Origin of the sequence: Streptomyces albidicamelliae, from assembly GCF_025642175.1 — a bacterium.
In the GTDB taxonomy this organism is placed as follows: Bacteria; Actinomycetota; Actinomycetes; order Streptomycetales; family Streptomycetaceae; genus Streptomyces; species Streptomyces albidocamelliae.
Genome location: NZ_CP106795.1, coordinates 7,419,824 through 7,436,705, shown reverse-complemented (window position 1 = coordinate 7,436,705; position 16,882 = coordinate 7,419,824). Strand labels below are relative to the sequence as shown.

The 16,882-nt window shown below is 74.5% G+C and carries 14 protein-coding genes; 7 read left to right on the top strand and 7 right to left on the bottom strand.

Features of this window, described 5'->3' with window-relative positions; all coding sequences use genetic code 11:
- Window positions 1-355 precede the first annotated feature (355 nt).
- On the top strand, window positions 356-868 hold the full coding sequence (locus N8I86_RS33685) for an EF-hand domain-containing protein (protein WP_263279502.1): 513 nt from the start codon (window positions 356-358) through the stop codon (window positions 866-868).
- Between the two features lie 125 nt (window positions 869-993).
- Here N8I86_RS33685 and N8I86_RS33680 read toward each other — a convergent pair whose 3' ends face one another.
- The 3 genes from N8I86_RS33680 to N8I86_RS33670 form a co-directional block, all read right to left on the bottom strand.
- Window positions 994-2,169, bottom strand: a complete 1,176-nt coding sequence (locus N8I86_RS33680; protein WP_263279501.1) for a S1 family peptidase — start codon at window positions 2,167-2,169, stop codon at window positions 994-996.
- Between the two features lie 207 nt (window positions 2,170-2,376).
- Window positions 2,377-2,853: a hypothetical protein gene (locus tag N8I86_RS33675; protein ID WP_263279500.1), complete on the bottom strand. Its 477-nt coding sequence runs from the start codon at window positions 2,851-2,853 to the stop codon at window positions 2,377-2,379.
- A 282-nt stretch (window positions 2,854-3,135) separates the two neighbouring features.
- Window positions 3,136-5,178 (bottom strand): DUF1996 domain-containing protein, encoded by a 2,043-nt coding sequence (locus tag N8I86_RS33670; protein WP_263280193.1) that lies wholly within the window; start codon window positions 5,176-5,178, stop codon window positions 3,136-3,138.
- 423 nt (window positions 5,179-5,601) lie between these two features.
- Here N8I86_RS33670 and N8I86_RS39480 point away from each other — a divergent pair, with 423 nt between their 5' ends.
- From N8I86_RS39480 to N8I86_RS33655, 3 genes are all read left to right on the top strand, one after another.
- Entirely contained in the window at window positions 5,602-7,344 is a 1,743-nt protein-coding gene (locus N8I86_RS39480; protein WP_404830852.1) for an NlpC/P60 family protein, read from the top strand.
- 328 nt (window positions 7,345-7,672) lie between these two features.
- Complete coding sequence (locus N8I86_RS33660; RefSeq protein WP_263279499.1) at window positions 7,673-9,037, top strand: FAD-dependent oxidoreductase; 1,365 nt, start codon at window positions 7,673-7,675, stop codon at window positions 9,035-9,037.
- A 142-nt stretch (window positions 9,038-9,179) separates the two neighbouring features.
- Window positions 9,180-10,145, top strand: a complete 966-nt coding sequence (locus N8I86_RS33655; protein ID WP_263279498.1) for a DUF1152 domain-containing protein — start codon at window positions 9,180-9,182, stop codon at window positions 10,143-10,145.
- Between the two features lie 25 nt (window positions 10,146-10,170).
- Here the strand turns inward: N8I86_RS33655 and N8I86_RS33650 are convergent, their stop codons facing one another.
- A complete protein-coding gene (locus N8I86_RS33650; RefSeq protein ID WP_263279497.1) occupies window positions 10,171-11,172 on the bottom strand; it encodes a hypothetical protein in 1,002 nt (333 codons plus the stop codon).
- Window positions 11,169-11,480: a PadR family transcriptional regulator gene (locus N8I86_RS33645; RefSeq protein WP_263279496.1), complete on the bottom strand. Its 312-nt coding sequence runs from the start codon at window positions 11,478-11,480 to the stop codon at window positions 11,169-11,171. Before N8I86_RS33645 ends, N8I86_RS33650 begins: the two co-directional genes overlap by 4 nt.
- Window positions 11,481-11,770: 290 nt before the next feature.
- Between N8I86_RS33645 and N8I86_RS33640 the strand changes: the two genes are divergently transcribed.
- Together N8I86_RS33640 and N8I86_RS33635 are read left to right on the top strand one after the other, a co-directional pair.
- Entirely contained in the window at window positions 11,771-13,045 is a 1,275-nt protein-coding gene (locus N8I86_RS33640) for a hypothetical protein (RefSeq protein ID WP_263279495.1), read from the top strand.
- Window positions 13,046-13,084: 39 nt separating this feature from the next.
- A complete protein-coding gene (locus tag N8I86_RS33635) occupies window positions 13,085-13,372 on the top strand; it encodes a DUF1232 domain-containing protein (protein WP_073890840.1) in 288 nt (95 codons plus the stop codon).
- Between the two features lie 108 nt (window positions 13,373-13,480).
- Here the strand turns inward: N8I86_RS33635 and N8I86_RS33630 are convergent, their stop codons facing one another.
- Window positions 13,481-14,653, bottom strand: a complete 1,173-nt coding sequence (locus tag N8I86_RS33630) for a hypothetical protein (protein WP_263279494.1) — start codon at window positions 14,651-14,653, stop codon at window positions 13,481-13,483.
- A 151-nt stretch (window positions 14,654-14,804) separates the two neighbouring features.
- Window positions 14,805-15,809, bottom strand: a complete 1,005-nt coding sequence (locus N8I86_RS33625; RefSeq protein WP_263279493.1) for an AraC family transcriptional regulator — start codon at window positions 15,807-15,809, stop codon at window positions 14,805-14,807.
- Window positions 15,810-16,163: 354 nt separating this feature from the next.
- Between N8I86_RS33625 and N8I86_RS33620 the strand changes: the two genes are divergently transcribed.
- The gene (locus N8I86_RS33620; protein ID WP_073890841.1) at window positions 16,164-16,865 is read left to right on the top strand and encodes a histidine phosphatase family protein; all 702 of its coding nucleotides are present in this window, start codon (window positions 16,164-16,166) and stop codon (window positions 16,863-16,865) included.
- Window positions 16,866-16,882 lie beyond the last annotated feature (17 nt).

Here is a 16,882-nt window from a genome sequence, read left to right as displayed (position 1 = left end):
GTGCTTGATCTTGCTCGCGCGGGTGAACTGAACAACCTCGCAGCGGCATTCACAAGTTATCAGCGAAACTTTCGATTCCTGCGCACACGTGTCCGATGAAATGCAACACTCATGAAACATTGAGTCGCGGCCGCACCCGCTCCGACAAGCCTACGGAGACGTCGCCGACCGCCTCATTGGTCGCCGCGAAACGGTCAAACCATCGCCAACGGCCCACTTGTAGCGAGGTACGGCCGGGGGCGCGGTGCCGCGCTCCCGCGCGCCGTTGCCCGGACGGCCGGCAGGGAAAGGATCCCCCGCGAAACGCGAGTAGGGAGATCCGTCATGGCCAGTGAGTTCCAGCGGGACAAGCTTCATGTTCGACGCGTTCGACGCGGACCGCGACGGCTACCTGGAGCGGCAGGACTTCGAAGCGCTCGCCGCCAGGTGGTGCCGTATGCCGCGGGTGGCCGGGGAGCCGGGGCTGGCGGGGCGGGTGGAGAGCGTGATGCTGGGCTGGTGGGGGCACCTCGCGGCGGCCGTCGGCCCGGGCGGTGACGCCCGGATCGACATGGACGGGCTTCTCGGCGTGGTCGACCGGCTGCCCGCCGTGCGCGCGGAGACGATGGCCACCGCCGACGTCATGTTCGACGCCGTGGACGACAACCGGGACGGCCGGATCTCGCGGACCGAACACCGGCGGCTCATCGACGCCTGGCACGGCCGGCCCGTCGACACCGCCGACGTCTTCGACCACCTCGACCAGGACGGCGACGGCTGTCTCTCCCGCTCGGAGTTCGCCTTTCTGTGGACGCAGTTCTGGACGAGCGACGACCCGGGGGACCCCGGCAACCTGATGTGCGGTCCGCTCGGCACTGAGGAGGCGTAGGGCTGTGGTCCGCGATCCGCCCGCGTCGCGGGGCGGCAGGGCCCCGGAGACGTATGCCGCCGCCGCTGGGACACGCGGGGCTCCGCCGTCGTGCGTACGGAACCCCGCGTGCCGGGGGGCTGCGGTCAGGCCGTGTGCAGGGTCAGGCCGTAGCGGTTGAGGATCTCGTTGACCGGCTGGAACCAGGTCTCGCCGCCGCCGGAGCAGTTGCCCCAGCCGCCGGAGGTGACGCCCTGGGCCTGGTCACCGCTGATGAAGGAGCCGCCCGAGTCACCGGGCTCGGCGCAGACGCTCGTCTTCGTCACCTCGTGCACGGCACCCTGGCTGTAATTGACGGTCTCGTTCAGGGCGAGCACCGTGCCGCAGTGCCAGTGGGAGGTCGACCCCGAGCGGCAGATCGAGGAGCCGGGAGGCGCGACGTTCGAGCCGCGCACCAGCTGGTCCGACACCTGGCCCCAGCCGAGGACGACCGGCACCGTCCACCAGCCGCTGCCGACGCTCACCCAGGCGTAGTCGTTGTCCGGGAACGAGGAGCCCTGGAAGGTGCCGATGTAGGAGTGGTCCCAGCCGCTGACTCCGGCGCCCGGCTGTCCGCAGTGCCCGGCGGTCACGAAACCGCCGTACACCGAGAAGCCTATGGAGCACCGGACGTTGCCCGTGTAGTAGGGGTCACCGCCGACCGTGCCGGCGGCGAAGGTCCGCGGAGCCGCCGAGACGGTCCCGACGGTCACGGGACCCGCCTTCCGGGCGCGTGCCAGGAAGCGCCGGACATCGTTGTCAGCACGCCTGCCGCGCACGATGTCGACCACCACCGTGTTGGCCCTCGGGTCGACGCGCCAGCTGCTGACCCCCGCCGGGGCCGGTAGCCGGTCGATGCGCGCCTTGACCGCCTCCAGTTGCCGGGCACTGCGGGCGACCGCGCGGACGTCGGCTCCCGCCGCCTCGATCGCCCGGACGGTTGCCGCGGGGGCGTGCGCCGTGAGCGCCACCGCGAGCCGTCCGCGCGTGGCGTCGTACCAGGATCCCGCGTAGGCGTCCGCGGCGATGCGGCGCACCTTCGGGTCGAGGGCGGAGGCGGCCTTCTCGGACGCCAGCCGCGTCTCGGCCTGCTGCCTGGTGAGACCGAGGTCCCTGCTCATGGCGGCCACGATCGAGTCGGACGCCGGCTTCGGGGACGGGGCGGTGAGGCCCCGCTCGGGCGCGGGCCTGGCCGCCGAGGCGGGGAACGCGCTCGCCGCGCCCAGTCCTCCGACGGTCAGGAGTGCGGCCAGGACCACGTGCACAAGTCTGCGTTCGCTCATGGGGGTTGCCCTTCGTCGTTCGAGTGGGGGGCGGGACAATCGTTCGTGAGAGCGCTCTCATGCTGGGCTGGGGCAGATCGTAGCGACGCGGGAAAGTCAGGTCCATGCCAATGCGGGCAAAATCCGACGGCGCGTCAGGCGCACGGGGGCGCGGGCGGGGCGGGACCCCGCGTGCACGGGGCCCCGCCGTGTGGTGCGGGTGGTGGGTCAGCGCAGGTAGGTGTCGCAGAGGGTGCCCGCCTCGGCGGGGGCGGCGGGCTGGTGGGCCAGGCGGCACACGGTGCGCATGTCGTCGGTGGTTCCCGGGCGCGGGGCGCGGGGGCGTGCCGGGTGGGGACGCGGGGTGCGGTGGCGGTGCTCGACCGGGGCGGGGCGGTGCGGTGCCGTGCGGTGCCGCGGCGCGGACCGTACCGCGAGGCGGGGGCGCGGGTGCGGGGCTGGCCGCCACGAGCGGTGCCGGGCGCCGTGGCGGCGGGCGGGCCTCCCCGGCTTCGCGTCGGTGCCGGTGTCGACGAGGGCACCGCGGGCGGGGGCCTGGCTGACGGACGTGACGGCGGACGACGGCGCACGGACGGTGGCGCCCTCCATGACCGAGGCCGAGGCCTGGTGGGCGGGGATGTGGACGCAGCCCGAGGTGAACAACAGGGCGGCGAGCGCGGTGAGAACGCGGAGCTGGTGGTGCATCCCCTCAGGGTGGCGGCGCGGCGGGCACCGCGGTGGGCCGCCTCGCGGGTGATCACCGGCACGGGTGACGCGGCGAACGCGGGGGTGGTCGCGCCGCCCGTCCCGCCGCCCGGCCGCGGGGAGTTCCCGGGCAGGGGAGGGCCGCCGTCCTCGGGGGCGGGATACGGCGTGTCCGGGCCCGTGCACCGCACGGCGGCCATCCCTCGCGGGGATGGCAGCCGTGGGCGGTTCGGGACGGTCAGGCCCCGGGTCCGCCGGCCGTGCCGGTCGTCACGGGGACGTTCAGTAGCGCAGCCGCTTGGCCCGCACCAGCATGAACAGGCCCGACAGGGCGAGCAGCACGCCGATGGCCGCGGGCCACAGCTGCGCGCCCGTCTCCGCGAGACTGCCCCGGGACGCCTGGGGTTCGGTCCCGGCACCCGCCGGCGGCGCGTACGCGGCGGCGGTGGCCTGGTCCGAAGCCGACGAGGCGGGCGTGCGGGAGCCGGACGCGGAGGCGGCCGGGGCCGGCGCGGAGTCCGCCGAAGTGGACCGGGGCTCCGCCGACTTGACCGGTGTCGCCTTGTCGCCCTTGTCGTGCCTGGTGGTGCGGCCCGGCGCGGTCGACGCCTCGGTCCGGGGCGCCTGGTCGTCCGCGGACGCCGTGGGCGCGGAGGTCTCGTCGTCACCGGGTGCCGTGGCGCTGTCGTCGCCGGGCTCCGTCGTGTTGCCGTCGCCGGGCTCCGCCGTGTTGCCGTCGCCCGGTTCGCCGGTGGCGTCGTCACCCGGTCCGGCCGTGGCACCGGAGCTCGCGGTGGGCGCCGCCGTCGCCCCGTCCCCGGGGCTCGCCGTCGGAGACGCGGTCGAACCGTCGCCGCCACCGGTGCCGTTGCCACCGCCGTCGCCGTTGTCACCGCCGTCGCCGCCGTCCGGACCGCAGGTGCGGCCGGAGTTGATGCAGTCGACCATCTTGCCCATCAGGTCCTCGTCGAAGACGTTGATGAAGTCGCCGTGGTCGGTGACGGGCTTGTGCAGCTGCTCCGGGAAGGAGTCCACCGCGAACAGCGGCACGGTACGGCCGCCGTCCTGCACGCTCGGCGCGTCGATGTCGTAGACGATCCGCTGCACCAGCTGGGGTATCGCCCGGAAGCCGGCCGGGCAGGCGCCGTCGGCACCCGCGAAGGCCACATGGGTGCGGTGGTTGGCGCTGTCGATGTTGCGGCCGTCCCAGCAGCTCTGGAACCGGAAGGTGCGTACGACGTCACTGCCCTTCGGGCACAGCGGGTACTTGTCCTTCAGCTGCCGGTTCTCGAAGCCGGTGCAGCTCCAGGAGGCGTTCGCGTTGCCGGGGCCGTTGACGAACGCCTTCGCGTCGCCGGTGATGATGCGCAGCAGGCGCGGCATCGCCGTGACCTTCTCGCGCGGGTTGCCCACGAACGTCAGGGTCACCTGCTTGGGCGTGACGATCTGGCCCGCGTTGCCCTCCGTGCCACCGCCCGGCGACCCGGCGTCGCGCTCCTGGGTGCCGTTCTGCAGGCGCACCACGGGCCAGTAGTAGGTGGACTTGTCGCCCTGGTCCACGCAACTCGTCTTGGCGTTGGCCAGGTCCTCGTCGCTCGCGAAGGCGGTGTTGCTCTGGTTGCCGATGTAGTCGTGGAAGTGGTGGGCGCCGTTGGTGACGCCGGGAGCCACGATGACGTTGTCCGAGTTGAACAGGCCGTTCGCGTTGACGCCGCAGTCGGAGGCGAAGGAGCCGCGGGAGGCGCCGGACTGCTCGGGCGGGTTCTGCGCGTCGGGCTGTACGGAGGCGATGTCGACGTAGTCGGAGACGACGGGCCCGTTGCCGCCCTGTCCCGCGCCGCCCGGCGCCTCGCTCGCCCCGCCCTGCTGGGATCCCGTGCTCGGGGCGGCCGTCGCCCCGTCGCCGTTGCCACCGCCCTCGCCGGGCCGCAGGGTGCAGCCGGCCAGGTCGTCCAGGCCCTCGGGGCGCTCGCCCGCGCGGTCGATGGCGTCGGCCATCTTGCCGATGGTCTCCGTCCGCTTCTCCTTCAGCGGGTTCATGATGGAGTCGTCGACGGAGTCGGCGTCCTGACCGCCGGCCTGTCCCGCGGCGCGGAGCTGCCCGTAGGCCGCCGCCGTCTGCTGGTCCAGCGCGGCGAGTTGGCGGTCGACGTCCGCACGGGCCCCGTCCGGTACGTCCGTGAGCCGGCTGCCGACATCGGGGCAGTCGATGGTCGCCATGCCCGACGAGAGAACCTGTCCCGAGGTGGTGGTGGAGCCGTCGCCCCAGCCTTCGGAGGCCGAGGCGTAGACGTTGGCCGCCACGAGCCCGCCTCCGCCCAGCATCAGGGCGACCGCTGCGAAGGTCGCGCGTCGTGCGCCGGTCGGGCGTCTGCGCCTGTTGCGTACCAAGGTCGTCCCCTGTGTCTCATCGCCGGTCTCGGGCATGGAGTTCCCCCGAGCCACATACGGACGACGGTGCCACTGTGTTCAACCGAATCGCGAATTCACCGGGATCTCACAGGAAAACGTGAGGCACATCTCTTCCCGTCCGAACGTCTCCGCGAACATCACGAATACGTATCGGACATTCCACGCCTCAACCTTCACACGAGGTACACACGTTGGCTAGGTTGACGCGAGGCCGCCCGGCCGAGCCCCGGCGAGCCGCCGTGTGGTCCGGCGCCGGGTGCTCGACGGGTCGGGCGCGACGGCCCGACTGCCCTGCGGGGCAACTGCCCCGAGGGGCAAGGAAGGAGCACGTCTTCCATGGTGCCGGAGAACCGCGACGAGGTTCGGCAGCGGATCGATTCCCTCTACGACCGGGCGGAGAACGCGACCGGGAACTTCAACGCGACCCGGGCCATGGCGGCCCGCACGCGGTCCCGGGGCGTTCCGCTGGCCAAGCGGCGGGGGCCGTCCGGCCAGGATCCCGCGCTCGACGCGGTGGCCCGGCAGTGGTTCGACGGGGCCCGCGCCAAACTCGGTCCGACCGTCCCCGCCGCCCTGCCCGCCGACCGGCTGCCCGCCGCGTCCGCCGTGCCCGCGCGTCCGCGCGAGGGGATGGGCGGTTTTCCGGGGGCCGACCGGGAGAGCCGCGCTCTCACGGGCGGCGACCTGCGGGAACTCGCCCTTCCCGCGCCCGACAAGGAGGTCCTCGCTCTTCCGGCCGGCGACCGGGCCATCCTGGCCCTTCCGGCAGGTGGCGATGACTCCGCCGGACTGCCGGGCGGGGGCTCGGACGCCGTCGGCTTCGCCGGGGGCCGGGGGGAGGTCAGGGCCCTGCCCGCCGGTGACCGGGCTACGGAGACGGGCGGCCCGGCTCCCCTGCTGCCCGACCCCCTCTCCCCGCGCGCCGAGTACGCGATGGCAGCCCTGACGGCCGGTCCGTCGACGGAGCCGGCCGCGTTCCCCCAGCAGGCCACGGAGGGCGCCCGGACGGCGGTTCCCGTCACACAGACCGTCCAACAGCCGTACTTCGCCGACGAGATGCCCGGCGGAAGCACCGGATGGGTGCCGGACCCCGCCTGGGCACACTCCTCTTCTTACGCCGGTGCACAGCAACTGGCGGAACCGCTCGCGGTGCAGGCCGCGCAGCCGGTCCAGCCGGTCCAGCCGGCTCAGGCGGAGCAGTGGCTGCAGCCCGCGTGGGAGACACCTGCTCCGACGGCGGGCGCCTTGGCGATGCCGGCCGCGGGGGTGCAGGCCGTGGCCACGGCGACCCCCGTGACCGACACCGGTTCCTTCACGTACCCGCAGGCGACCATTCCCGTCACGGACACCGGGTCCTTCACCTACCCGCAGGCGCCCACTCCCGTCACGGACACCGGCTCCCTCACCTACCCGCAGGCGCCCACTTCCCCCACGGACACCGGCTCCCTCACCTACCCGCAGGCGCCCACTCCCGTCACGGACACCGGGTCCTACGCCTACCCGCCCGCATCCGCCGCGCCTCTCACCGGCCTCGGCGCCGCCACCTACGCACCCGCACCCCTCACGGACACCGGGTCCCTCTTGTACCCGCCCGCGTCCGACCCTGTCGTCGACACCGGCTACTTCGCCGCCCTCACGGACACCGGCTCCTACACCTCCCCGGTGCCCGCGGCCGCCGAACCGCTCCCCCTGCCCGTGCCGGTTCCGGAGTCGCCGCGGGCTCTCCGTGCCGCGAAGGCCATCGCGTTCGCCCGGGCGCAGGTCGGCAAGCCGTGCGTCTGGGGAGCGACCGGCCCCGATTCCTACGACTGCTCCAGCCTCACGCTTGCCGCGTGGCGGGCGGCCGGTGTCGAGCTGCCGCGCGCCGCGCACCAGCAGGCCCTGGCCGGCGCTCCGGTCACGCTCGCCGGGCTCGAACCCGGTGATCTCGTCCTCTTCTTCGACGACGACCGGCACGTGGGCCTGCACGTCGGCGACGGCATGATGGTCCACGCCCCCGGGCCGGGGTCGACCATCCGCGAGGAGTCGATCTACGGCGCCGGGGAGGCTGCGATCCACCGCGTCGTCCGGCCGGCCTGACCGGGGTCAGTCCCGGCGCCGGGCGCGCCGGGACTCGTAGTGGTCGAGGAGGGTCCTGTCCACCGGCCGGTCGGTGCGGCCGAATTCGTCGATGCCGCGACTGCTGTCCACCCGGAAGCGGATGCCGAGGTGCCCTCGGATGTCCTGGGTGAGTCACCGCCGCGATCCGCGCCGCGTCCTCGCCCCCTCCCGCCCCATAAGGCCGTCCTGGGCAGGGCATAAGATCGCCTTATGAGGTCATAGACCGGACCCCCGTACTAACTTAGGTCTGCCTTAGTTTAGGCTTCCCAGTCGAGACGCCTGTCGCACGCTCGAAGGGAACCTGATCATGCCGCGCCCCCTGCGGGTAGCCATCGTCGGAGCCGGCCCCGCCGGGATCTACGCCGCCGACGCCCTGCTCAAGTCCGAGGTGGCCGCCGACCCCGGTGTGTCCATCGACCTCTTCGAGCGGATGCCCGCCCCGTTCGGCCTGATCCGGTACGGCGTCGCACCCGACCACCCGCGCATCAAGGGCATCATCACCGCCCTGCACCAGGTGCTGGACAAGCCGCAGATCCGCCTCTTCGGCAATGTCGACTACCCGACCGACATCAGCCTGGACGACCTGCGCGCCTTCTACGACGCGGTGATCTTCTCCACCGGCGCGACGGCCGACCGCGAGCTGGCCGTCCCGGGCATCGACCTGGACGGCTCATACGGCGCCGCCGACTTCGTGCTGTGGTACGACGGCCACCCGGACGTGCCGCGCACCTGGCCTCTGGAGGCCGAGAAGGTCGCCGTGCTCGGCGTCGGCAACGTCGCGCTGGACGTCGCCCGCATCCTCGCCAAGACCGCCGACGAGCTGCTCCCGACGGAGATACCCCCGAACGTCCACGACGGTCTGAAGGCCAACAAGGCACGGGAGATCCACGTCTTCGGCCGCCGCGGCCCGGCGCAGGCGAAGTTCAGCCCGATGGAACTGCGCGAGCTGGACCACTCCCCCACCATCGAGGTCATCGTCGACCCCGAGGACATCGACTACGACGCCGGCTCGATCGAGACCCGGCGCGGCAACAAGCAGGCCGACATGGTCGCCAAGACGCTGGAGAACTGGGCGATCCGGGACGTCGGCGACCGCCCGCACAAGCTGTTCCTCCACTTCTTCGAGTCGCCGACCGAGATCCTCGGCGAGGACGGCAAGGTCGTCGGCCTGCGCACCGAGCGCACCGCGCTGGACGGCACCGGCAACGTCAAGGGCACCGGCGAGTTCAAGGACTGGGACGTCACCGCCGTCTACCGTGCCGTCGGCTACCTCTCCGACAAGCTGCCCAAGCTGCCCTGGGACATCACTTCGGGCACGGTGCCGGACGACGGCGGCCGCGTGATCGAGGAGGGCGGCGGTCATCTGCAGTCCACCTACGTCACCGGCTGGATCCGGCGCGGCCCGGTCGGTCTGATCGGCCACACCAAGGGCGACGCCAACGAGACCGTGGGCAACCTGCTCGACGACTACGCGGGCGGCCGTCTGCACACCCCGGCCTCCCCGGAGCCGGAGGCCGTGGACGCCTTCCTCGCCGAGCGCGGCGTCCGCGTCAGCACGTGGGACGGCTGGTACAAGCTGGACGCCGCCGAGCGGGCGCTCGGTGAGCCGCAGGGCCGCGAGCGCGTGAAGATCGTCGAGCGCGAGGACATGCTGCGGGAGAGCGGGGCGTAAGCCCCGGTCCACAGGGCCCCGAGGGGGCCGGTGCCGAAGGGCGCCGGCCCCCTCGTCCCGTCCGGAACGCCACGCCCCGGCCTGCGCGGACACCGGGCGGACGCCCAACGGACGGCGGGGGCCGCCCTGTTAGGGTCCTTCGGTGCACTCCCTCCGTGAGCCCCTGTTCTTCACCCGGCTGCGCGGGGCGCGGCGGGTCCTCGTCGCCGGCGCGGGCGGCGGCTTCGACGTCTACGCCGGACTGCCCCTCGCGCTCGCGCTGCGGTCCGCCGGCGCCGAGGTCCATCTGGCCAACCTGTCCTTCGCCGACCTCTACGGCCTCGGACTCGACCACTGGGTCGCGCCGGACGTCGCGGCCGTGGACCCCGAAACCCCGCTGCGCGGCGACTACTTCCCCGAGCGGTCGCTGGCCCGGTGGCTCCGCTCGCGGGACCTGACGGACACCGTGTACGCCTTTCCGCAGACCGGTGTGCAGCCGCTGCGCGCCGCCTACCGGGCGCTGCTGGAGCATCTGGGCGGGGTGGACGCGGTCGTGCTGGTGGACGGCGGTACGGACATCCTGATGCACGGGGACGAGCACGGGCTCGGCACCCCGGAGGAGGACATGGCGAGCCTGGCGGCCGTCGCCGGCCTCGACGAGGTCCCCGAACGGCTCGTGGCGTGCCTCGGTTTCGGCGTGGACGCCCACCACGGCGTCAACCACTCGCTGGTGCTGGAGAACCTGGCCGCCCTGGACCGCTCGGGCGGCTACCTGGGGGCCTTCTCCCTGCCCCGCGAGAGCGCCGAGGGCGCCGCCTACCTCGACGCGGTGGCCCACGCCCAGCAGGCCCACGCCACCCACCCGAGTATCGTGCACGGGTCCGTCGCCGCCGCGGTACGCGGGGAGTTCGGCGACGTGCGGTTCACCGAACGCACCCGCGGCACCGAACTGTTCGTGAACCCGCTGATGGCGATGTACTTCTGCGTCGACCTGCCCGCGCTGGCCCGCGCCAACCTCTATCTCGGCCGGCTGGAGGAGACGGTCCTGATGCGGCAGATCAGTACGGCCGTCTCCGGCTTCCGTGACGGGCTGCCGCGGCAGCGGCCGCCCCGGGCGTTCCCGCACTGAGCGGGCGGCGGTCCGGGCAGCCCCCTCAGCGCCGGGCGAGGTCCCGGCCGCCCACCACCGCCAGGGCCGCGACGAGCAGGGCGAGCGCCGCCGTCTGCCCGAGGCCGCCGCCGACGAGCGGACCGGCTCCGGGCACGTGCAACCAGGGCCGGAGCGCCGCGAGCCGTACGGCCAGGATGAGCAGGCCGAGAGCGGCGAGGGCGAGGGCGGCGCCGGGCGAGGTGCGGTCAGTGCCGCGGGTGCGCCACAGGAGCCAGCCGACGGCGCCCACGACGAAGCCGGTGGCGGGTGCCCAGACGGCGTCGGCGGTGTACGGGAACAGGACGACGGACGCGCCCATCACCACACAGCAGGCCAGGAGGACCTGCCCGGGGGAGCCCAGTGGCGAACGGGTGGGCGGCGCGTCCCGGTGCTGGGCGGCGCACAGGGTGAGCGCCGACAGCCAGGCGAGCAGCGCGGTGGCCGTGCCGTACAGCGGGTCCGGCGGCACCGTGTCGGCCACCAGTGGACCGAGCAGCGGCCAGAGGGTGGGCAGGGCGGCGCCGAGCGCGGCGGACCGGGCGAGGCGCGGGCGGCCGTGCACCAGGGCGAACCAGGCGACCGTCCACAGCAGGGGCAGCGTCCAGGTGAGCACGGCGAACACCGTGGCGGACGGGCCGCGGCCGGTGAACCCGGTGAGGAACAGGTGCCGGCCTTCGGCGCCCCGGGTGAACGCCCAGGTCAGCTCCAGTGATCTGTCGACGACCGCGGCGGCCGCCTGGAGCAGCACGGCGAACAGCGCGAAGTGGCGGGCACTCGAACCGAGGAGGACGTACCGGCGGGGCGCGCCCGGGCCGCCCAGCCTGCTGCGCACCGCGAGGGCCGCGACGCTCGCGACCTCGCCGAAGGTGGGCCGGCTCTGGTCCTGCGTGGCCCGGTCGATGTCCCACAGGTACGTCTCGACCATCTCCTCCTCCCGTTCACGCCGGTAATAGGCGGGGAGCAGGCGCAGGACGGCGCGGTAGCGGGCTTCCAGGAGCGTGGTCATGCGCGGCCTCCCGCGAGTCCGAGTGCCGTGGGGGGTTCCGGCCGGGGCGGGGCCCCGGAGTTCGGGGCGGCGTCGGTGCCGGCGCGGCGGCCCTCGGCGATGCGACGCTTCGCGGCCCCGGCGCCGGCGGCCATCCGTTCGGCCTCGGCGTCGAGGGCGGCCACCCCGTCGTCGGTGAGCCGGTAGTAGCGCCGCAGCCGCCCCTGCCGGACCTCTTCCCGGTCCAGCACGGTCAGGCCGTCCGCGCTGAGCCGGTCCAGCACGCCGTACAGGGTGCCGACCCTCAGCTGCACCTCCCCGTCGGACATATATCGGGTGATGTGGGCTCGCGAGGTGGGGCCGCGAACGGGGTCCACCCCAGGGCGGATGGACGGGCGGCCCCCGTTCGCCCGGCCATTCTCGGTGGCGCGGCCGGGCGCGGCCACGGGTGAACGGTGGTCACCCGACGCGTCCGACGCGCACCCCGGGTGTGCCGCGCGCGTCCCGTGCGCGGGGCGCGCGAAGTCCGCCACGCGCCGCCTCCGGGCCCCCACCGACGTTTCCCGGCGCGCAGTGGTGATACTGGGAGGCACCCCCGCCCCCATCAGCAGATTGGCTCATGTCGAACTCCGCCAGCGACCACGCCACCATCCCCCAAACCCTCTGGGCGGCCCGTGGCCGCCATACCGGTCCCGCTCCCGAGGACGTCCTCCGGCGCACCCTGCGCCGGCACAAGGAGAGCGGCGACATCGACGACTTCGCCGAACCGCCCGTGCCGCAGGACGCGGCCCGCAGAGTCTTCGAGGCGCGCTGGCGGGCCGGCGGCACGGTCACCGTGCGCGCCCGCCTGACCCTCGTACCGCCCGAGGGCCGGCCGCAGGGCCACGAGTGGCGCCTCGTCGCCGAGGCGGAACGCCCCTGGGACGAGTCATGGCCCTCGCCGGCCACCCTGTTCTGGCCCGAGAGCGGGCCGGCCGAGGGGGACGACGGCTCCTGGGACCACGCCGGTGTCGCCGGCGTGCACCTCCGGCAGGTCAACGCCCTGCCCGCCGACGACAAGGAGATGCGCCGGCGGCTGCGGGACGCGGCCCGTGAGGCCTGGTGCGTCAACGTCGTCGTGCACGAGGCGATGACCCCGGACGAGCGGGGCCGGCTGCCGCTCGCACAGCTGCTGCCGCCCGGTCTGAGGCACCGGGTGGTGGAGCACCGGGCCGCCCCGCACCAGCTGCGCGCCGTCAACTGGGCGTTGAAGGAGTTCGGTGTGGAGGTGCCGCGCGGCGGCGCCGTACTGCTGCCGCCGGACCCGGCGCCGAAGGAGTACGACGGCGACGCGCACCGGGTACGCAACCTCTTCCTGGACGGTTCCGAACCCGTGGAACTCGTCGCGGCGCTGCGGGACTTCGTCGCCCTGCCCCGGCCGCTGCCCCGGGACGCCGAGGAGGCGCTGACCGACCTGCGCGACAACTGGACCCTGCTGACGCTTCAGGAACAGCTGGCGCACGAGCGGGGGCTGGTCGCCATGTACGCCGAGGCGCTGGAGGCGATGGCCAAGTCCCGGGACCTGTACAAGCAGGCCGCCGAACAGGCGCTGGAGGCACTGGCCGCCTACCGGGACGTCCCGGCCCCGCTGCCGCAGCAGCGGCCCGCCGCCCGAACGCCCGCCGCCCTGCAGCAGTTGACGCGGACGTTCGAACGGCTGAAGTCCGGAGTGAAGGGCACCCGTAACACGACGCCCGGTCCCGACGCCGTACCGGCCGTCGCACCGGGCGACTCGCCGGCCGTGCAGGCGCGGGCACTCGCCGAGGCCGCCGCCACGGTCGAGGCGGACGGCGCCGACGGCACGGAGAGCGCGGACGGTACGGACGGCAAGGCAGGCGCGGACCGGACGTCGTAGTCCGCCGGTGGACGGACCACCGCCGAAGGAGGAGACCCGATGGACACCACCACGACCCTGATCGTGGTCGCCGCCGTCGTCGCGGCGGTGCTGCTCGCGGTGGCCGTCGGCCTGCTGGTGCGGCTGGTGCGGGCGCGCCGCACGCTGCGGCGGGCCGGGCTGCCGACGGGACCCCGCTGGGTCTTCTGGGGCGCCGTCGCCTACTTGCTGCTGCCCACCGACCTGCTGCCGGACCCCGTCTACCTGGACGACATCGGCGTCCTGCTCCTCGCGCTGCGCAGTCTGCGCGCCGCCCGTCCGCTGCCGCCGGACGTCACCGGGGTCTGATCGCCGGCCAACCCGCCGTACACCGGCGCCCGGCCCGCCCCGCAGGGGGCCGGCCGGGCGCGGACGGGAAGGGTCACCGGCTGCCGTCGGACCCCGCGCCGCCCGTCGTCAGCGCGGCGGCCAGGACGGCCAGCGCCGCCAGCGCGGCCGCCGCCGCGGCCGTGCCGGCGAGCCAGGAGGGAGCCAGGGTCCCGTCCCACAGCCGGGAGATGCCGCGCGGGCCGAACCGCCCCGCGAGCAGCTGTCCGACGGCGAGCACCGCGGTGACGCCGACGGCGGCCGTCGCCGCCACGAGCCGGCCTGCGGCGCCCGCGCGGGCAGGGTGAGGGCCAGCAGCATGCACAGTGCCGCGACGACGACGGTGCTGCCGAGGACGCCCTGGGACAGTGCGGTCCAGTAGCGCGGGGCGTGCGCCACACCGCACAGGAACACCAGCAGCGCGGCGCCCCGGGCGGTCCACAGAGGCGCCGGGAACGTCCGGTCGTCGGGGGAACCGCCGGCCGCGCCGTCCTTCGGGGCGCGGTCCCTGGCGGCCCGGGGCCGCAGGGAACGGACCGTCACGGTACGGGACTTCACGGGCCGGGGCTGCTCGGCACCGGGTTCCGCCGACCGGGGCGGCGCGCCTGCCGCCTGGGGTGCGGGTACGGCCGCTGCCGCCGCGACGGCGAACGTGGGCAGGTGCAGGGTCTGCTCGGGGGCCGGCGGCTCGGGCAGCGGGCTCTCCTGCCGGGTCCGCTCGGCGGCCAGCCGGCCGATCAGCTCGGCGAGTTCCTCGACCGGCCGGCTCACCGCCGCCGCCTGTACGGCCGCCTGCCCGCAGCGGCGCTCCACCGGATTGCGGTGCAGCAGTTGCATCAGCAGGGTGACGTCCTCCAGGGAGCGGCGCTCGGCCGCGGCCCGGACCACCTGGTCGGCGCTGTCGGACTCCCGGGACGGCTCGGTGAGCAGTGCCACCAGACGGGTGACGTCCTCCACGGACCGGTCGACGCCGGCTGCCCGCAGTGCGTCGGCCGCGGTCCGGGCGTGTTCCGGCGAACGCTCCAGCAGCGTGATGAGCTGCGCGACGTCCTCCACGGGGCGGTCGGCGACGGCCGCGTGGACCAGCTGGTGCAGCGGATCGCCGGGGGGAGGGTCCTCCGGGTGGAGGACGCCCGGGAGCTGCTCCGGCGCCGGTGCCGGCCAGCCGAGCAGCTGGGGGTACGGCGTGGGGACGCCGGTGCCGGCCGGTGCGGGCGATATGAGGGAGTCGTCGGGACGAGGGGACGAAGAGCGGGTGGTCATCTCGGCTCCAGGGGAGGATGCGACCGCACCGGCGCCCCCGCGTGCGGCGCGCGGCATTACGTGTCCATTACTAGGAGCGGGCACGTGGCCCCGCCACCCGGACGCGGCAGCGGTGTGAGCCCGTCGGGGTGAGCCGGCGGGCCAGGCGGGCTCAGCGCGAACGCAGGGTCTGCGACGGGAGTTCACCGAACCGGGCACGGTACTTGTCGGCGAAGCGGCCCAGGTGGCCGAAGCCCCAGCGGTAGGCCACGTCGCTGACGGTCGTGGCCGCCGGGTCGGCGCGGAGCAGTTCGTCGCGGACGCGTTCCATGCGGACCTCCCGCAGATACCCCATGGGGGTGGTGCCGGTCTGGCGGCGGAAGACCTCCTGGAGCCAGCGCGCGCTCACGCCGCCGACCTCGGCGAGTTCCGTGGTGGTGAACGGGTGTTCGGGGCGGGCGCGGATGACCTCGACCACGCGTGTGACCGGGCGGGCGAAGCCGTGCGGCACGGGCCGGTCCAGGGCCTCCCGCCAGGGGTGGCCGGTGGCCAGGAGCAGCCCGGTGAGCAGCGCGTCCTGGAGATCGGCGGCGAGCAGCGGCTGGCGCAGCAGCCCGCGGTCGTCGTCGATCTCGTCGGTGACGAGCCGGACGAGCCGGGCCCAGCTGCGGCCGGGTCCGGCGGTGAGGTCCATGGTGGGCGCGAGCCGCAGCGGGGCGCGCAGCGAGTCGCCGACGAGCAGCTCCAGGTGCCGGACGAGGGCCGCGGGGGCCACCTTGACGGCGAGCAGCCGGCAGGTGCCGTCCCACCGCTCCAGGGTGGTGCGGCCCTCGGGCTGGAAGACCGCGGCCCGGTCCGGTGTGGCGAGCCGGGTCCCGCGGGGGCCCTGCCGCCAGGCCAGCCGGCCGGTCAGGGGCAGGTCCACGTGGTAGGCGCCGAGGTCGTCGAAGCGCATGCGGACGTCCGCGCCGCAGCACAGCTCGCCCACGGTGAACGGGCCGAGGCGGGCCATCGAGAAGTCCGTGTCCAGCAGGCGCCGGGAGTCCAGCAGCTCGATGCGGGGGTCGTAGTACATCGTGCCGATCGCGAGGCGCGCCTCGTCGAGATCGGCGGTGCGCAGCGCCAGTCGGACGGGGGCCGGGCCGGTGCGGTCGGCGGACTCGGCGTTCTCGGCCACGGGTCGCGGCTCCTCTCGTCGCCCGGCGCGTCCCACCGCTTCCGGGACGGCCGCCGGGGCCCCGCACGGCATGGTCGTCGACCTCGTACCCGTGGGCGGGTCCGCGCCAACCGCGCTCTTCGCGCGGGTTTCGCGGAGACGGGGCGGGGGCGCCTCCACAGACCGGCGCCGGCCGGGTGGCCGGATCGCGCCGGACGGTCGGCGGGTGCGTTCCGGACACCCGGCCTATGTCGCCCGGGGTGGCGGTCGCCAATGCTTGAGCACATGAGTCACGAGGCGGCACCGGCCCGTTCCCGCGGGCTGCCGCAGCCGCTCCCCCGGTCTGGCGACCGGGTCCAGGAGGAGGTCGGTGTTATGGCGATCCGGCTCACGTTCGTGTGCGCGCCCGGCGGTGACGCCACCCTGGGGCCACTCCTCGGTGACGCGCCGCTGAGCGAGCAGGGCCTGCGGATGGCTCGTGCCGCCCGTGCGGTCCTCCCGGCCCACGCGACGGCCGTCCGGGCGCCCTCGGTGCGCTGCGCGCAGACCGCCGACGCCTTCGGTGTGACGGCGGCGGCCGAACCCGAGCTGCGCGACGTCGACCTCGGTGCCTGGTGCGGCCGTACCGTCGGCGACCTCGCGGCGAGCGACCCCGACGGGTTCACCGCCTGGCTCACCGACCCGGACGCGGCACCGCACGGCGGTGAGTCCGTGCGCCGCTTCTGCCGCCGTACCGCGAACTGGCTGCGCGACCTGCCCTCCGACACCGGCTCCGCGCTGGCCGTCACCGAGGCGGCCGTCGTGCGGGCCGCGCTCATCCATGCGCTGGCCCTGCCGGAGCGGAGCTTCTGGCACCTGGCCGTGCCGCCGCTGTCCGCGGCCACCCTCACCCGGCGCGGCGGCGGCTGGGACGTCGGGTTCGGCCATGTCACGCCGCGCAAGGACCAGCGATGGGTCCTCTCCCGGTCGGCGACCCTGGTGTGCACCGACGGCGACCCGTTCGCGGCGACCGCCCGCGTGGGCGGCGCGCCCCGGCCGGGCGTCTCCCGGGAAACGGTCCGCTCCGGCTCCGAGTAGCAGCTGACCGGCGCTTT